The following is a 14198-nucleotide window of genomic DNA, read 5'->3' on the forward strand; positions in this document are numbered from 1 at the left end:
CGCGCGTCGCGGCGGCGCCCGACGACGGCATCGCCGCGATCGTGGTCAGCTACCAGAGCGCGGCGACCATCGACGACTGCCTCAGCCGCCTGCGCGCCGCGCAAGGCGTGAGCGCGATCCGCGTGGTCGACAACCACTCCAGCGACGGCACCTTGGACATCGTCCAGCGCCACGCGGCCGGCGACGCGCGCGTGCGTTTCATCGACAATCCCGACAATCCCGGCTTCGGCGTCGGCTGCAACCAGGGCGTGGCCGATCTCGGCGGCGCGCCGACGGGCTGGCTGGCGTTCGTGAATCCGGATTGCCTGCTCGAAGCCGACGCGCTCGCGCGCCTGCGCGCGCTGGCCGCGCCGTTGGGCGAGGCGCTGCTGGGCGCCGATCTGGTCGACGACGACGGCGTGCGCGACGGCGCGGCGCGGCGCAACGATCCCGACTTCGCCGGCATGCTGGCCGGCGCGCTGCGGCGCGCGCCCAGCGCTGCGCTCAACCTCGCGCCCGACGACAGCCAGGCCTTGCAACGCGTGCAGGCGGTGTCCGGCGCCCTGATGCTGATGCCGCGCGCATTGTTCGAGCGCATCGGCGGTTTCGATCCGGGCTATCGCCTGCACGCCGAAGACCTGGACCTGTGCCGGCGCGCGCGCGAGGCCGGCGCCACCGTCGCGGTGGCCAACGGCGTGCGCGTGCTCCACGTGCGCGGCGTGTCCAGCCGCTCACGGCCGCTGTTCGTGGAGTGGCACAAGCACCGCGGGCTGTGGCGTTACTTCCGCAAGTTCGAATACGCGCGTCGCGGTTTCGCGACCCGGGTGGGCGTGTTCGCGGCGATCTGGCTGCGATTCCCCATCGCGGCCGTGCGTGCTTGGCTGCGCTGATACGGCCAAAGCCAAAGCAAATCCCCCCTAGCCCCCCTTTTTCAAAGGGGGGGATCAAAAGCGGGGCCAAGTTGTTGCCGGCCCGTTCTTTGAAGAGCTGTTGCTGTTCCCCCCTTTGAAAAAGGGGGGCTAGAGGGGATTTGCTCCTGCACTCAAACCTCCATCAAATCTCCATCAAATCCCGCCCCACGATCAGCTCGCCGCTGAAATGCGGCGCCACCGCTTCGCGCCACACCGCATCGGTCAGCGAGGCGTCGCCGCCCGGCACGAAGTGATTCAGCACCAGGGTTTTGACGCCGGCCTCGCTGGCCAGGCGCCCGACCTGTTCGGTGGTGGTGTGGCTGTCGAGCAGATGCTGACGCAGGCGCGCGGCCTGCGCTTCGCTGGCGATCAGGCGCTCCAGCGCCGGCAGGTACATCACCTCGTGCACCAGCACGTCGGCGCCGCGCGCCAGTTCGACCAGCGCCGGCGAGGGCCGGGTGTCGCCCGAGAACACGATGGAACGGTCGGGGCCGTCGAAGCGATAGGCGAACGCGGGCGCGACCGGCGGATGCTCGACCAGCGCCGCGGTCACCTTCACCCGCTGGTCGCGCATCACCACGCCGCCGCGGGTGAGCTCGTGGGCGCGGATCATCGGCGCCAGCGGCGCGCGGCCTTCGTCTTCGATGCGGGTACGGATGTCGGCCTGGTTCATGGCCAGGAACTGCCGGGTCATGCGCTTGAGCGGCGGCGGCCCCCAGGTGTCGACCGGATGGCGCAGGTCCGCGGCCCAGGCCAGCCACAGCAGATTGCCGTAGTCGGCGTTGTGATCGGAGTGGTGATGGGTGACGAAGACGTCGGCGATCGCGCCCAGCGACAGGCCGGCCAGGGCCAGCTGCCGCGCAACGCCGTTGCCGCAGTCGACCACGTAGACCGCGTCGTCGATCACCACCGCGCTGGCCGGCGCCGCGCGCAAGGCCTTGGGCGTGGGGCCGCCGGCGGTGCCGAGCAGGATCAGGCGCGTGCGCTTGCGCGCGATCGCGCTGGCGAGCGCGGGCAGGGCCGGACAGGCGCCGGCAGCGAGCCCGAATGGAGCGGCGGCGAGCAGGCGACGGCGGTGGCGATCCATGGGGAGCAGTAACTAAATGAAGAGTAATTAGTGACTAGTAGAGCCATGGTGCCTCTACTGGTTCCTCGTTACTAGCTACTCGTTACTGCTCACCTGAAGGCATTGATCTGGTCGCGCAGGGCGCGCGCCGCGGTCGCGGCGGCCTCGGCATAGTCCTCACCCGAGGACGCGTACAGGATCGCGCGCGAGGAGCTCACCATCAGGCCGCTGCCATCGGCGGTCTTGGCGTTGCTCACCACCGCCTCGACGTCGCCGCCCTGGGCGCCCACGCCAGGCACCAGGAAGGGGACGTCGCCGACGATCGCGCGCACCTCGCGCAACTGCGCCGGCCAGGTCGCGCCGACCACCAGCGCGCAATTGCCGTGCGCGTTCCATTCGTGCGCGACCTTATGGGCGACGTGCTGGTACAGCGGACGGCCGTCGACCATGAGGTCCTGCAGGTCGCCCGCGCCCGGATTGGAGGTGCGGCAGAGCACGACCACGCCGCGATCGGCGCGATCCAGGAACGGCTGCACCGAATCGCGGCCGAGGTAGGGATTGGCGGTGACCGCATCGGCCGCATAGCGATCGAAGGCTTCGCTCGCGTAGTGCTGGGCGGTGCTACCGATATCGCCGCGCTTGCTGTCCAGGATCACCGGGATGCCGGGATGCGCGGTGTGGATGTGGGCGATCAGGCGCGTCAGCGCATCCTCGGCGCCGAGCGCGGCGAAATGCGCGATCTGCGGCTTGAACGCGCAGGCGTACTGCGCCGTGGCATCGACGATGTCGCGGCAGAACCCGAACACCGCGTCCGGATCGGCGGCCAAGCGCGCCGGAAACTTGGCCGGTTCGGGATCGAGGCCGACGCAGACCAGCGAGTCGGCCTGGGTCCAGCGTTGCTTCAAGTCGGCGATGAATCGGCTCATGGCGAGTCCTGCTTATCCGTTAGGAGGAGAGGCCTGATCGGCCTCTCCGTAACTCGGCGGCTTCGGTCGCGGCATCAGGCGGATGACGATGGGCGCGCTATCGCCGTTTCCCAGCGCCTTGTGCGTGGTCGCGTGCCGGCCTATGCCGAAATCGGGGTGTGTGGCGATCAGTTCGATGGGGAAGTCGCAGGTGCAGTCCGTTCGCTGCAGTCCGAAGCGACCTTGCGCATCGGTCCACAACACCGGGTCGTACGTATCGGCACGATCCGACACGAACAGATACACCGGAACTCGCGCCATCGGCGTACCGGTGGGGCCGACGACCTGGCCGGACAACTTCAAACTGCCGTCGCAGCCTGCCGAGACCAGGCAGGCTGCGAGCAGGAGGCCGGCCAGGCCTCGCGTCACTTAAGCGCCTTGAAGCGCAGGCGATGCGGCTTGGCGCCTTCCTCGCCCATGCGACGCTTCTTGTCTTCCTCGTACTCGCGGTAGTTGCCCTGGAAGAACTCGACGTGCGAGTCGCCTTCGAAGGCCAGGATGTGGGTCGCGATGCGATCCAGGAACCAGCGATCGTGCGAGATCACGAAGGTGTTGCCCGGGAATTCGAGCAGGGCATCTTCGAGCGCGCGCAGGGTTTCGATGTCGAGGTCGTTGGACGGTTCGTCCAGCAGCAGCACGTTGCCGCCCTGCAGCAGGGTCTTGGCCATGTGCAGACGGCCGCGTTCGCCGCCCGACAGCGAGCCGACCATCTTCTGCTGGTCCTGGCCCTTGAAGTTGAAGCGGCCGATGTAGGCGCGCGACTGGATCTCGATGCCGTTGATGTTGAGGATGTCGAGGCCGCCGGAGACTTCCTGGAACACGTTGTGGTTGCCGGTCAGGGCCTCGCGGCTCTGGTCGACATAGGCCAGCTTGACGGTCGGGCCGGTCTCGATGGTGCCCGAGTCCGGCAGTTCCTTGCCGATGATCATCTTGAACAGCGTCGACTTGCCGGCGCCGTTGGGGCCGATGATGCCGACGATCGCGCCCGGCGGCACGCTGAAGCTCAGGTCCTCGATCAGCAGGCGGTCGCCGAACTTCTTGTTGACGTTCTTGAACTCGATGACCTTGTTGCCCAGGCGCTCGCCCGGCGGAATGAAGATCTCGTTGGTTTCCTGGCGCTTCTGGTAATCGACCGACTGCAGCTCATCGATGCGCGCAAGACGGGCCTTGCCCTTGCTGCGGCCGCCCTTGGCGTTGCTGCGCGCCCACTCGAGCTCCTTCTGGATCGCCTTCTGGCGCGACTTTTCCTGGTTCTCTTCCTGCTTCAGGCGCTCGTCCTTCTGCACCAGCCAGTCGGTGTAGTTGCCCTTCCACGGAATGCCGCGGCCGCGGTCGAGCTCGAGGATCCACTCGGCGGCGTTGTCGAGGAAGTAGCGATCGTGGGTGACGGCCACCACGGTGCCGGTGTAGCGGGCCAGGAACTGCTCCAGCCATTCGACCGATTCGGCGTCGAGGTGGTTGGTGGGTTCGTCCAGCAGCAGCATGTCGGGCTTCTGCAGCAGCAGCTGGCACAGCGCGACGCGGCGCTTCTCGCCGCCCGACAGGTTGCCGACGATGGCTTCCCACGGCGGCAGGCGCAGCGCGTCGGCGGCGACTTCCAACTGGTTCTCCAGGGTGTGCGCATCGCCGGCGGCCAGGATCGACTCCAGGCGCTGTTGTTCGGCGGCCAGCTTGTCGAAGTCGGCGCCTTCCTCGGCGTAGGCGGCGTAGACCGCGTCCAGCGCGGCCTGGGCGTTGATGATCTCGCCCAGGCCGACTTCCACCGCCTGGCGCACGGTGTGGGCCGGATCCAGCTGCGGCTCCTGGGCCAGATAGCCGACCTTGATGCCGTTGGCCGGACGCGCTTCGCCGGTGAAGTCCTGGTCGACGCCGGCCATGATCTTCAGCACCGTCGACTTGCCGGCGCCGTTCAGACCGAGCAGGCCGATCTTGGCGCCCGGGAAGAACGACAGCGAGATGTCCTTGATGATCTGGCGCTTCGGCGGCACGGTCTTGCTGACGCCGTTCATGGTGTAGATGTATTGCATGCGGACTCCGAAGCATGGGCGCGCCGAGCCGGGCCGGGGATGGCCGGAGGGGCGAGGCGGGAAGCGGTAATTATCCCGCAGGCGCGGGCGGGGTTCCAGCGCGGGGCGGGGCGGTGGGGGATCCGATGGGGCGGCAGGCCCCGTCGGAGGCAGGCGGAGCGGGCGCCGAGGGGCCTGGCTTGCGCCGGGAGGCCTGTTTGCGTGGTCGCGGCTTACGCCGCTCCTATCCCAAGGCGGGGGTTAGAGCCAGATCACGAAGCCGATCGCCGCCAGCACCAGGGCGTATTTGAGAGCGTAATACAGGGGCTTGTTGCGCTCGCGCAGGCCCTTGGCCTTCAGGCGCAGGGCGTAGAAGTACTTGAACAGGCGGTTGATGCCGCCGGTCTTGTCGCCTTCCATGTTCGGCGAGGCGCCCGCGGCGATGAAATTCTTGGCCACGAAGCGGTTCAGGCCGCGCGCCCAGGCGAAGCGCATCGGCCGCTCGATATCGCAGAACAGGATGATGCGGTTGGCCTGCGAGCCGTTCTGGGCCCAATGGATGTAGGTCTCGTCGAACATGGTCCACTCGCCGTCGCGCCAGCTGTAGCGCTGGCCGTCGACGTCGATGAAGCAGGCGTCGTCGTTGGGCGTGTCCAGGCCCAGGTGCAGGCGCAGCGAGCCCGCGAAGGGGTCGCGGTGCGGGCGCAGCTCGCCGCCCGGGGGCAGCTCGGCGAACATCGCGGCCTTGACCGCCGGGATCTGGCGCAGCAGCTCGGTGGTGCGCGGGCACAGCTCGGCGGCCGAGGGGTGGGCCTCGTCGTACCACTTCAGATAGAAGCGCTTCCAGCCGCGGCGGAAGAACGAGTTGAAGCCGACGTCGTTGTAGCCGTCGGCGGCCTTGATGTGCTGCAGCTCGCGCAGGTGCAGGGCTTCCTCGCGGATTTCGCGCCAGCGCGCGCGCAGCGGCTCGAGTTCGGGGAAATGCCGGTCCGGCTCGATGTAGGGGCTGGTCGGCACCCGCGAGCAGGCGTACATCAGCACGTTGATCGGGGCCATGAAGGTCGAATGGTCCAGCAGCTGCCGCCCCAGACGGTGGCGTACCTTGCCGCGCAGGTGCACGTACACGGCGCTGGCCAGGAACAGGAAGACGAAGACCCATTTCACGGTCGGGACATCCAACAAAGCGGTGGGGTGGGGGTGCGGGAGCGGTTTCGGGCGCTCCGGGGCCTGCGGGCCCATCATGGCGGTTGGCCGCCATACGCCCCTAGGCTAACATTTCAAGTCTTACGTCAAGCCTGCTCGTAGGTTAACGCCGGCCTGGGCCTGACGCGGCGCACCCCTCTCCCCCCGTCCGTTTTACCCTCCGAGGCCGCGAATGTTCCCCAGCCAGACCCGTATTGCCGGATTCGACGACGAACTCGCCCAGGCCATCGCCGCCGAGGCGCGTCGCCAGGAAGACCACGTCGAACTGATCGCCTCGGAAAACTACGCCAGCCCGCGCGTGCTCGAAGCGCAGGGCAGCGTGCTCACCAACAAGTACGCCGAGGGCTACCCGGGCAAGCGCTATTACGGCGGCTGCGAGTACGTCGACATCGCCGAGCAACTGGCGATCGACCGGGTCAAGGAACTGTTCGGCGCCGACTACGCCAACGTCCAGCCGCATTCGGGCTCGCAGGCCAACCAGGCCGTCTACTTCGCCCTGCTCAACCCCGGCGACACCATCCTGGGCATGAGCTTGGCCCACGGCGGCCACCTCACCCACGGCGCCAAGGTCAACGCCAGCGGCAAACTGTTCAACGCCGTCCAGTACGGCGTCAACGACCAGGGCCTGATCGATTACGACGAAGTCGAGCGTCTAGCCCTGGAGCACAAGCCCAAGATGGTCGTGGCCGGTTTCTCCGCGTACTCGCAGGTGGTCGACTGGGCGCGCTTCCGCGCCATCGCCGACAAGATCGGCGCCTACCTGTTCGTGGACATGGCCCACGTCGCCGGCCTGATCGCCGCCGGCGTCTACCCCAGCCCGGTCCCGCATGCGCACGTGGTCACCTCGACCACCCACAAGACCCTGCGCGGCCCGCGCGGCGGCATCATCGTCGCCAAGGACGCCTCCGAGGACCTGGTCAAGAAGCTGCAGAGCATCGTGTTCCCGGGCATCCAGGGCGGTCCGCTGATGCACGTGATCGCGGCCAAGGCGGTCGCGTTCAAGGAAGCGCTGGAGCCGGAGTTCAAGGACTACCAGGCCCAGGTGGTCAAGAACGCGCAGGCGATGGCCAAGACCATCATCGCGCGCGGTTACAAGATCGTTTCCGGCGGCACCCAGAACCACCTGATGCTGGTCGACATGATCGGCAAGGGCATCACCGGCAAGGCCGCCGAGGAAGCGCTGGGCAAGGCCCACATCACGGTCAACAAGAACGCCGTGCCGAACGACCCGCAGAAGCCGTTCGTGACCTCGGGCCTGCGCATCGGCACCCCGGCCGTCACCACCCGCGGCTACAAGGAAGCCGACTGCGTGGCGCTGGCCGAGTGGATGTGCGACGTGCTCGACCACCCCACCGACGAGAAGGTCATCGCCGGCGTGCGCGAGAACGTGACCAAGCAGTGCGCGCAGTTCCCGGTGTATGGCTAAGGCCGGTTTCCGGCTGGCGATGGTCGGCTGGCTTGCATGCCTGAGCGTGCAAGCCGCCGAGGCGCCGCCGGCCGGGACAGAGCCGCCGCCGGCGATCGAGTACAGGACGCTGACGCCGGCCGAAGCCGCCGAAGCGACGATCGTCGAGATCAACGCGCCCACGCCGCCGCCGCTGCCTGACATGCGCGAAAGCATCGGGATGACGGAGACCTACTACATCCCGATGTGCGAGCTGTCCGCCGGAGCGGGGCCGTACCGAACGAACTGGCGCGAGATCTCGGACTTCCACGCGCGCAACCGCGTGCCGTGGTTGTCGGAAGCCAATCGCGGCAAGGCGCAAGCCGCCTACACGCAGGAAGGCAGCCGCGCGCCGGAGCCGAACAACCGCCCCGAGGCGGTGTATCCCGCCGCCGCCGGCGACAAGGTCGGCGAGGTGGTGGTCAAGGTCATTATCGACGCCAAGGGCCGCACCCGCGATGCGATGGTGATCTGCAGCAACGACCCGGTTTTCCACGCGCCCGCGTTGGCATTCGCGCGGAAAGTGAGCTACACGCCGGCCTTGAGCGATGGTCGGCCGGTGGCGGACTACGGCAACGTGAGCATGCGTTTTTATCCGGATGGGCCGCAGTACGGGTTTCGGCGGCATAAATGATCGCCTCCGCTACCGGCCGAAACGAAGCCATGAGCCCAATGGGCGTGTCGTCCGCACGAGCCTTGTTCAACGATGCGGCCCTGGCCGCAGTAAGATCGGCGACGTTCGTCCCCGCCACGTCTCGCGGCGTTGCCGTCGCCAGCGTGGAATCCGTCGAATACCGGTACCCGCGGTTCTGAGCGCATGAACGACGCGAAGGCCGATTCCCCGCTGCTGTCCAGCCAAGGCTAATCCTTTGCATTGCCCCTTCTGCCAGCACCAGGACACCCGCGTGATCGATTCGCGCGTGTCCGACGACGGCGCCACCATCCGCCGTCGCCGCGTCTGCGAGGCCTGCGGAGAGCGCTTCAGCACGCTCGAGACGATCGAGCTGAAACTGCCGATGATCATCAAGGGCGACGGCCGCCGCGAAGCCTTCGACGCGCGCAAGCTGCGCGTGGGCTTCGACCGTGCGCTGCAGAAGCGGCCGGTGTCGGAGGAGCAGATCGAAGCGGCGGTGCGCGCGGTCGTGCACCAGCTGCGCATGACCGCCGAGCGCGAACTGGCTTCGCGGCGGGTCGGCGAGTTCGTGATGGCCGAGCTGCGTAAGCTCGACCACGTCGGCTACGTGCGCTTCGCCTCGGTCTACCGCTCGTTCGAGGACGTGGCCGATTTCCGCGAGGAGCTCGATCGCCTGGAACGCGATATCCCGGGCGACGCGCAGTTGCCGTTGCTGGGCGAGGACGAACCGCGTCCGGATAAGAAGAAGCGCTGAACCGAGCGCGAGCCCCTGTCACGCGCCGAAAGGAGTTCGCGCATGTCGAACGCATTGAAATTTTCGCTGCTCGCCCTGAGCTTGCTCGCGGCCGGCGCCCAGGCCGCCGATCCGATCCAAGACCGCCAACGCGCGGCGTTGGCCGGGCACTACGTCCTGGAAGGCGTGGCCGATGCCGGCTCCGAACTGGAGCTCAGGCCCGACGGCCGCTTCGAGTGGAGCCTGAGCTACGGCCTGATGGTCGAGTCCGCCAGCGGCATCTGGAATGTGGGCGCGGATAGGGTGGTGCTGACCATGCAAGCGCCGGCCGAAGGCAAGCCGCTGTTCTCGCTCGATCAGGTGCTGCCGTGGAATCAGGACGCGCAGCGGCGCCTGGAAGAGTTTGCGCAGGAACAGCGCGACGCGATGGCCGAACGCGCATGCGGCTTCGCGCAGACCTACCGGCTCGGCCTGGCTCAGGCCGAAACCGAGGCCCTGGTGGCCCAGCCTGCGAACGATCCGGCCGACCCGGCGCATCGCGCCGCCGCCGAGGCGGCCCTGACGCCGGAGTTGGCTGCCCTGGAGCGGTCGCGCCTGGCGGTGGAGGCGGCGGCCGCCACGGCGATCAAGCGCAAGGCGGGATCCGCTGCTGCCTACGACCCCTTGCCGCCGCCGATGCCGTCGGCGACGGACGCGGCCGCGGCGGCCGCGGCCGCCGCGGCGAACGAGGCCAAGGCCATGCAGTCGCCCGGCCACGCGGCTCCCGTCGACGAGATGGAAGCCGCCGACCGCGCGGTGCGCGCCTACCTGCGGCAATACCAGCGCGTCGGCGAATTGCACGCGCTGGCCGGCCGCGCCCCGCCGCAGCTGCGCCAACCCCAATTCGATACGACGGGCTGTCTGCCGCCGTCCGCGGCCGCCAAGCCCAGCGGCTATGCGGTTGTCGTCGGCGATCCGCAGCGTGGCTACCGGGCCGAGGGCATCGGCGTCGAGTTCGTGTATTCCGATGGTCGCAGTGCGAGCGCCCAGACCAGTCCTGGCGGTTGGGCCCTGGCCTTGCAACGACCGGGTGCGCGTCTGCAACGCGTGGTCCTGCAGGCGCCCGATCGGCCAAGCGAAACCCTGGCGCTGGATGAGGGCCAGGGCCGGGTGTTCGCGATCCGCCTCGACACCGCGGCGGCGCGGCCGCCGTCTTTCGAGCAAATGATCCTGACCCAGGACGATGGCGATCTGATATCGCCGCAGATCCGCGGTCGCTATGTACGGCAGTGACTAGTACAGGAGCACGACGTGAATCCCGAGATCCCCGCGCGACACCGCGCCGAACCTTGCGCGCGTTTTGCGCGCTTGCCCCGTTGCGCGCGCCTGTGCACCCTGGTCGCCTGCCTGATCCCGGCCGCCTCCGCGGTGGCGGCCTGCAAGCCCGCCGACCCCGCGCTGGCGGCGCGCTACGCCTCGGTGGCCGAAGCGCCGGTGAGCCTGAGCTTGCACCAGGACGGCCGCTTCCGAATCTACGACCTGCCGGCGGCGGCGCCGACACCCGAGGTGACCGGCTGCTGGTCGCGCGACGGCGACCGCGTGATCTTCGCGCCGGGCGCGGATACCGGCGGCGAGGGCATCCGGCGCGTCCTGCCCGATCCGCTGACCCAGGCCGATCTGGACCCGGTGCGCGGCGACGGCATCGAGACGATCGCGCAGGCGGTGGACGCCGGTTTGCTGCCGGCCGGACGCGTGTGGGCGCACCAGGTGCGTAAGCCCGGCGAGCCGGTGCGGGTGAAGCTGTTCGACTCCAAGGTGGGCATCGCCGCGGGCGAGGCCAAGGTCGTGCTGCGTCTGGCCGGCGGCCAGGAACTCGACGCCAGCGCGGGGACGGGCGACGGCGAGTACGAGCTCGCGTCCTTGCCCGCCGACGCCGTGGTGACCGCCATCGGCGTACGTTTTTCGTACCCGCCCGAGCGCATGCGCTGGCTGACGACGACCGATTCGACCAAGCGCTTGTACCTGATCGATTTCGATGCGCTGGCCGTTGGCGCTCTTCCGGGCGGCCCCTTGACGCTGACCGTCCAAGCCGACGGCAGCCTGCGCGCGGATACGCCCGACCGCATCCATTTCAAACGCATGCCATGAGCGCGAGCTACGCCGAGGGAATCTCCACCGCATGACGCGCCATCGATCCTACCCGCGCGCCGCCGGCGCGATCGTGCTGGTGTGCGCCTGGATGCTCGCGCTACCTGCGGCCGCGGCCTGCGCGGCGGGCGACGCGGCGCTCGCGGGGCGTTATGCGGCGAGCGCGACGAAAGCGGCGCCGAGTCTGCAGTTGAACGCGGACGGCAGCTTCCGCCTGCGCGAGTTGCCGATGCCGGGCATGGACGTGACCGGCTGCTGGCAGCGCAGCGACGGCACGCTGGTGCTGGTGGAGCGCATGCTCGACAGCGAGGACGGAATCAAGCGCGCGCTACCGCCGCCCCTGACCGAGGCCGATCTGAACAAAGTGCGCGGCGACGGCATCGAAACCCTGCAGCAGGCGGTGGACGCGGGACTGTTGCCGATCGGCACCTGGTGGGCGCACCGGCCGCGTCGCGCTGGCGAGGCCGTTTGGGTCAAGGTGTACGAGCCGCGTATCGGTCTGGCGGTGGGCCAGGCCAAGGCGATGCTGCGTCTGGCCGACGGTCGGGTGATCGAGCAGACCTCGAAGGAGGGCGGCGACGGGGAGTTCGAGTTCGCGGCCTTGCCGGCCGATGCCGCGGTGAAAGCCGTCGGCGTACGCTTCCCCGAACAGCCCGACCGTCCACGCTGGCTGAACGTGGACGATGCGACCAAGCTGTTGTACCTGATCGAGTTCGACGCCAACGCCATCGGCGCCAGCGAGGGCGGCGCGATGACCCTGACCGTGCAGGCGGACCGCAGCCTGATCTCCGACTTTCCCGACGCCACCCATTTCAAGCGCGCCCCATGACGACCTCCTTCACCGCCTCCGATCACCTCCACATGGCCCGCGCGCTGCGCCTGGCCGAGCGCGGCGCCTACACCACCAAGCCCAATCCCATGGTCGGTTGCGTGATCGCGCACGGCGACGAGGTGGTGGGCGAGGGCTGGCACCAGCGCGCGGGCGAGGCGCACGCCGAAGTGCACGCCTTGAACGCGGCCGGCGAACGCGCGCGCGGCGCCACCGCCTACGTCACCCTCGAACCCTGCGCGCACACCGGTCGCACCGGCCCTTGCAGCCAAGCCCTGATCGCGGCCGGCGTCGCGCGCGTGGTCGCGGCGATGCGCGATCCCTTCCCGCAGGTCGACGGCGCCGGCTTCGCCCAACTGCAGGCGGCCGGCATCGAGGTGGCCAGCGGGCTGATGGAGACGCAGGCGCGCGCGCTCAATCGCGGTTTCCTGTCGCGTATCGAGCGCGGCCGGCCGTGGTTGCGGGTCAAGCTGGCGACCAGCATCGACGGCCGCAGCGCGCTGGCCAACGGCGAATCGAAATGGATCAGCGGCGACGCCTCGCGCCTGGACGTGCAGCGCTGGCGCGCGCGCGCGGGCGCGATCGTCACCGGCGCCGGCACCGTGCTGGCCGACGATCCCTCGCTGACCGTGCGCCTGGGCGACGACACCGCGTTCGTGGCGCCGCTGCGGGTGGTGCTGGATCCGGGCCTGGCCACGGTCGCGCGCGGGCGCGTGCGCGAGGGCGATGCGCCCACCTTGTACCTGCACGCGCCCGACGCCAAGCCGCCGCGCGAGCTCAGCGCCCAGCACGCCGCGGTCGCGGTGCGCGAAGGCCGTTTCGATCTGGACGCGGTGCTGCGCCTGCTGGCCGAGCGCGGCGTCAACGAAATCCAGCTCGAAGCCGGCGCGACCCTGGCCGGCGCCTTCCTCGCCGCCGGCCTGGTCGACGAAGTGCTGTTGTACGTGGCGCCGGTGTTGCTGGGCCAGAACGCGCGGCCCTTGTTCGACGGCCTGGACATCGAGGCCATGACCCAGAAGCTGCGTTTGCACATCGTCGAATCGCGCCGCATCGGCGAGGACGTGCGCCTGTTGCTGCGGCCGGAGACTACGGGCTGAGGGCGCGGTCATGAGCGGCACCGACTTCAAAGACCATTTCTCGGCGATCGCCGGCGCCTACGCGGCGGCGCGACCCGAGTACCCCGATGCCTTGTTCGACGTGCTGAGCGGCGTGGCGCCGGCGACCGCGCGGGTGTGGGAGCCGGGCTGCGGCAGCGGCCAGGCCACGCGCGGCCTGGCGGCGCGTTTCGCCTGGGTCCACGCCAGCGATCCCAGCGCGCAGCAGATCGCCCAGCACTGGGCCCAGACCGGCGACGCGCGCGTCGAGCTAGCGGTCGAGCCCGGCGAACGCACCGTGCTGGCCGACGCGAGCGTGCAGTTGGTCGCGGTCGCCCAGGCCCTGCATTGGTTCGACCGCGCGGCCTTCTTCCGCGAATGCGAGCGCGTGCTCGCGCCCGGCGGCGTGCTTGCGGCCTGGGGCTACGGCGACTTCCTGGCCCCGGAAGGCATGCTGGAGCCGGTCGCGGCGTTCCGCGCCCAGATCGAGGCCTACTGGCCGCCGGAGCGCGCCCAGGTCGACGCCGCCTATGCCGGTTACGACTGGCCGTTCCCCGCGCTGCCCGCGCCCAGCCTGTGGCTGGAGGCCGAATGGTCGCTGGCACGTTTCCTAGGTTATCTGGGCAGCATGTCGGCGACCGCGCGCTGCCGCGCCGACGGCGGCGACGACCCGGTCGCGCGGCATGCGCCGGCGCTGGCGGCGGCCTGGGGCGATGCGGGCGACCTGCGCACGCTGCAGTGGCCGCTGTTTTTGCATTTGCGGCGCAAGGCTTGACAGCAAATCCCCCCTAGCCCCCCTTTTTCAAAGGGGGGAACAGCGCTTGTCTTCCCCCTTTGAAAAAGGGGGATTGAGGGGGATTTGCTTTAGGCCGCGAACCCCCACCACCCCCAGAACACTGCATCCGGCCGGCCATCCCCACCCCCGGTGCTAGAATGCCCGCGCCGGTTTCCGGCACTACTACTTACGTAACGTCTTCAGGGCGGGGTGCGATTCCCCACCGGCGGTAGGCGCGGGGCCTAAGCTCCCCGCGCGAGCCCGCGAGCGCCTCCGGCCACGCCGGAGGGTCAGCAGATCCGGTCGGATGCCGGAGCCGACGGTCACAGTCCGGATGAAAGAAGACGGCTTTCGCATGGCGCGCGTCGCCGTGCGCTTGCCTCGTGCCTTGAGGCGTTTTTCGCTCACCATCATGCGGGAAACGTTTCATGT

General features: G+C 69.2%; 14 protein-coding genes and 1 riboswitch. Of the genes, 9 read left to right on the forward strand and 5 right to left on the reverse strand.

Annotated features, from left to right (window positions below):
• The first annotated feature begins 29 nt into the window (after positions 1-29).
• On the forward strand, positions 30-869 hold the full coding sequence (locus tag ASE35_RS10410) for a glycosyltransferase family 2 protein (protein ID WP_057164008.1): 840 nt from the start codon (positions 30-32) through the stop codon (positions 867-869).
• Positions 870-1032: 163 nt separating this feature from the next.
• Here the strand turns inward: ASE35_RS10410 and ASE35_RS10415 are convergent, their stop codons facing one another.
• The 5 genes from ASE35_RS10415 to lpxO form a co-directional block, all read right to left on the reverse strand.
• On the reverse strand, positions 1033-1977 hold the full coding sequence (locus tag ASE35_RS10415) for an MBL fold metallo-hydrolase (protein WP_056179086.1): 945 nt from the start codon (positions 1975-1977) through the stop codon (positions 1033-1035).
• A gap of 89 nt (positions 1978-2066) precedes the next feature.
• A complete protein-coding gene (gene pyrF, locus ASE35_RS10420; RefSeq protein ID WP_057163794.1) occupies positions 2067-2882 on the reverse strand; it encodes an orotidine-5'-phosphate decarboxylase in 816 nt (271 codons plus the stop codon).
• A 12-nt stretch (positions 2883-2894) separates the two neighbouring features.
• Positions 2895-3290, reverse strand: coding sequence for a hypothetical protein (locus tag ASE35_RS10425; RefSeq protein ID WP_056179090.1), 396 nt, complete (start codon positions 3288-3290; stop codon positions 2895-2897).
• Positions 3287-4948 carry an energy-dependent translational throttle protein EttA gene (gene ettA, locus ASE35_RS10430; protein ID WP_057163795.1) on the reverse strand — a complete coding sequence of 554 codons (1662 nt, stop codon included), beginning with the start codon at positions 4946-4948 and terminating at the stop codon, positions 3287-3289. Before ettA ends, ASE35_RS10425 begins: the two co-directional genes overlap by 4 nt.
• 240 nt (positions 4949-5188) lie before the next feature.
• Positions 5189-6091 (reverse strand): lipid A hydroxylase LpxO, encoded by a 903-nt coding sequence (lpxO, locus tag ASE35_RS10435; RefSeq protein WP_057164009.1) that lies wholly within the window; start codon positions 6089-6091, stop codon positions 5189-5191.
• 211 nt (positions 6092-6302) lie between these two features.
• Between lpxO and glyA the strand changes: the two genes are divergently transcribed.
• The 8 genes from glyA to ASE35_RS10475 all read left to right on the forward strand — a co-directional run bounded on the left by glyA (position 6303) and on the right by ASE35_RS10475 (position 13766).
• Positions 6303-7556 carry a serine hydroxymethyltransferase gene (gene glyA / locus ASE35_RS10440; protein WP_056179097.1) on the forward strand — a complete coding sequence of 418 codons (1254 nt, stop codon included), beginning with the start codon at positions 6303-6305 and terminating at the stop codon, positions 7554-7556.
• Positions 7549-8208, forward strand: coding sequence for a TonB family protein (locus tag ASE35_RS10445; RefSeq protein WP_056179099.1), 660 nt, complete (start codon positions 7549-7551; stop codon positions 8206-8208). Before glyA ends, ASE35_RS10445 begins: the two co-directional genes overlap by 8 nt.
• Positions 8209-8443: 235 nt before the next feature.
• A complete protein-coding gene (gene nrdR, locus ASE35_RS10450) occupies positions 8444-8962 on the forward strand; it encodes a transcriptional regulator NrdR (protein WP_056179102.1) in 519 nt (172 codons plus the stop codon).
• A 42-nt stretch (positions 8963-9004) separates the two neighbouring features.
• Positions 9005-10213 (forward strand): hypothetical protein, encoded by a 1209-nt coding sequence (locus tag ASE35_RS10455; protein WP_057163796.1) that lies wholly within the window; start codon positions 9005-9007, stop codon positions 10211-10213.
• Positions 10214-10231: 18 nt separating this feature from the next.
• Positions 10232-11068 carry a hypothetical protein gene (locus ASE35_RS10460; protein WP_157489406.1) on the forward strand — a complete coding sequence of 279 codons (837 nt, stop codon included), beginning with the start codon at positions 10232-10234 and terminating at the stop codon, positions 11066-11068.
• A gap of 31 nt (positions 11069-11099) precedes the next feature.
• Positions 11100-11897, forward strand: coding sequence for a hypothetical protein (locus tag ASE35_RS10465; RefSeq protein ID WP_057163798.1), 798 nt, complete (start codon positions 11100-11102; stop codon positions 11895-11897).
• Entirely contained in the window at positions 11894-12994 is a 1101-nt protein-coding gene (gene ribD, locus ASE35_RS10470) for a bifunctional diaminohydroxyphosphoribosylaminopyrimidine deaminase/5-amino-6-(5-phosphoribosylamino)uracil reductase RibD (RefSeq protein WP_057163799.1), read from the forward strand. The genes ASE35_RS10465 and ribD overlap by 4 nt, the downstream gene beginning before the upstream one ends.
• A gap of 10 nt (positions 12995-13004) precedes the next feature.
• Positions 13005-13766: a class I SAM-dependent methyltransferase gene (locus ASE35_RS10475; RefSeq protein WP_057163800.1), complete on the forward strand. Its 762-nt coding sequence runs from the start codon at positions 13005-13007 to the stop codon at positions 13764-13766.
• A gap of 192 nt (positions 13767-13958) precedes the next feature.
• Positions 13959-14116: riboswitch (FMN riboswitch) on the forward strand.
• The last annotated feature ends 82 nt before the right edge of the window (positions 14117-14198 follow it).

The organism is Lysobacter sp. Root916 (assembly GCF_001429785.1).
Lineage (GTDB): Bacteria > Pseudomonadota > Gammaproteobacteria > Xanthomonadales > Xanthomonadaceae > Lysobacter.